Source organism: Sphingosinicella sp. (assembly GCF_052388015.1).
Lineage (GTDB): Bacteria > Pseudomonadota > Alphaproteobacteria > Sphingomonadales > Sphingomonadaceae > Allosphingosinicella.
Window position 1 is genome coordinate 1 of record NZ_JBQTIN010000036.1, and the last position, 2,086, is coordinate 2,086.

General features: G+C 66.8%; 2 protein-coding genes. Both read right to left on the reverse strand.

Going from position 1 to position 2,086, the window contains the following annotated elements; all coding sequences use genetic code 11:
• Positions 1 to 55 precede the first annotated feature (55 nt).
• Complete coding sequence (gene murD / locus ACT4N3_RS02925; protein ID WP_444853712.1) at positions 56 to 1,489, reverse strand: UDP-N-acetylmuramoyl-L-alanine--D-glutamate ligase; 1,434 nt, start codon at positions 1,487 to 1,489, stop codon at positions 56 to 58.
• Positions 1,490 to 1,601: 112 nt separating this feature from the next.
• Positions 1,602 to 2,086 (reverse strand): phospho-N-acetylmuramoyl-pentapeptide-transferase (mraY, locus tag ACT4N3_RS02930; protein WP_444853711.1); only part of this gene is annotated, 485 nt, incomplete at its 5' end.

Genomic DNA, 2,086 nt, shown 5'->3' on the forward strand with positions numbered 1-2,086 from the left:
CTCATGTCGGAGCGGCCGAGCCGGTTGCCCTTCGCCGCCTTCATCGCGTTCGTGCTCATGCCAAGGCCTCCACCGCCTCGCGAAACGCCTGCCCGCGATGCTCATAGTCCCTGAACTGGTCGAACGACGCGCAGGCCGGCGAGAGCAGGACGACCTCGCCCGCCTTCGCCGCCCCCGCCGCGTCCCTCACCGCCCGGTCCAAAGTCCCCGATTGCGCGACCGCCGGCACCCTGCCCTCCAGCAGCCGGAAGAACATCGGCCCCGATTCCCCGATCGTATAGGCTGCCCGCACATGGCCGAGCTGCGCCTCGCACGGCCCCAGAGTCTCGGTCTTCGCCCGTCCGCCGACAATCCAGTGGATATACGGATAAGCGGCGAGCGCCGGCGCGGTGGAATCCGGGTTGGTCGCCTTGCTGTCGTTGACGAAGAGTACCCCGCCTTTCTCCGCCACCCGCTCCATGCGGTGCGGCAGGCCGGAGTAGGTACCGAGTGCCTCCGCGATTTGCGCGTCTTCGACACCAAGATGTCGCGCAACCTCGGTCGCCGCCGCAGCATTCTCAGCGTTGTGAGGCCCTTGCAGCGAAGGAGAGAGCCGCTCTAGCATGTTCTTAAGAATGCCCCAGCTCGAAACGACCGATGTTCCGCGGTACCCTTCGCTGTTGTCCCAGTGGGCAAACTCAGCCCGACTGGCCTCCTCATCGCCGGTATTGAAAATACCGTAGTGACCTTCGGTTTGCATAAGGAACAGCCGCAGTTTCGCCGCGACATAGGTTTCAAAGCTCTCATACCGATCCAGATGATCCGGCGTCACGTTGAGCAGCACCGCCACGTCGCAATCGAGGCTGAAGGTGAGGTCGATCTGGTAGCTCGACAGCTCCAGCACATAGACGCCGCCTTCCGGCAGCGGCTCCTGCCCCAGGATCGGCAGCCCGATATTGCCGCCCATCGTCGTCGGCACGCCGGCGGTCTTGAGGATATGGTGGACGAGCGCGGTGGTGGTCGATTTGCCGTTGGTGCCGGTGATGCCGACCACTTTGTGCGGCGGCAGACCGGCGCGCGCCTGGGCGAACAATTCGATATCGCCGATCACCGGCACGCCGGCCGCGCGCGCCTTCGCCGCGATCGGATGGCGGTTGAGCGGCACCCCCGGCGACACGACGACGCCGTCAAAGCCGGCGAGGTCGATCGTCAGCGGATCGGCGAAGCGCACCAAATCCTCCCTGCGAGCGAAGCTCGTGGGGAGGGGGACCGCGCGAAGCGCGGTGGAGGGGCAATCTCCGCCATCTGCCCCTCCACCAGCCTGCGGCCGGTCCCCCTCCCCATCGCTTCGCGACAGGGAGGATTTGAGCGCCGCCCGCGCCTCTTCCTTCTCGTCCCATGCCGTCACCTCGGCGCCGCTCGCGACCAGCGCCTCGACGGTCGCGAGGCCGGAGCGCGCCAGCCCCAGCACCGCATAGCGTTTGCCGCGAAAGGCGGGACTCGTGATCACCATCCCCACTCGTCACCCCGGCGGAGGCCGGGGCCCATGAACACTGAGGCCAGCGGATATGGATCCCGGCCTTCGCCGGGATGACTCCGGGGGTTCAAGGCGCGCATCCCGCTCACCGCAGCTTCAGCGTCGCGAGCCCGGCCAGCGCCAGCACGAAGGCGATGATCCAGAAACGGATCACCACCGTCGATTCGGACCAGCCCAGCTGCTCGAAATGGTGGTGGATCGGGGCCATGCGGAACAGGCGCTTGCCGGTCCGCTTGAAGTAGAAGACCTGCATGACGACGCTCATCGCCTCGACGACGAAGACGCCGCCGATGATGCCGAGCACCAGCTCATGCCGGGTCGCGACCGCGATCGTCCCCAGCGCCCCGCCCAGTGCCAGGCTGCCCGTGTCGCCCATGAAGACCGCCGCCGGCGGCGCGTTGAACCAGAGGAAGGCGAGGCCGGCGCCGATGATCGCGCCGCACAATATGGTGAGGTTGCCGGCTCCCGGCACGAACGGGATGCCGAGATAGGGCGCATAGACGGCGTTGCCGACCAGATAGGCGATGACGAGAAACGCCAGACTGGCGATGATCACCGGCATCGTCGCCA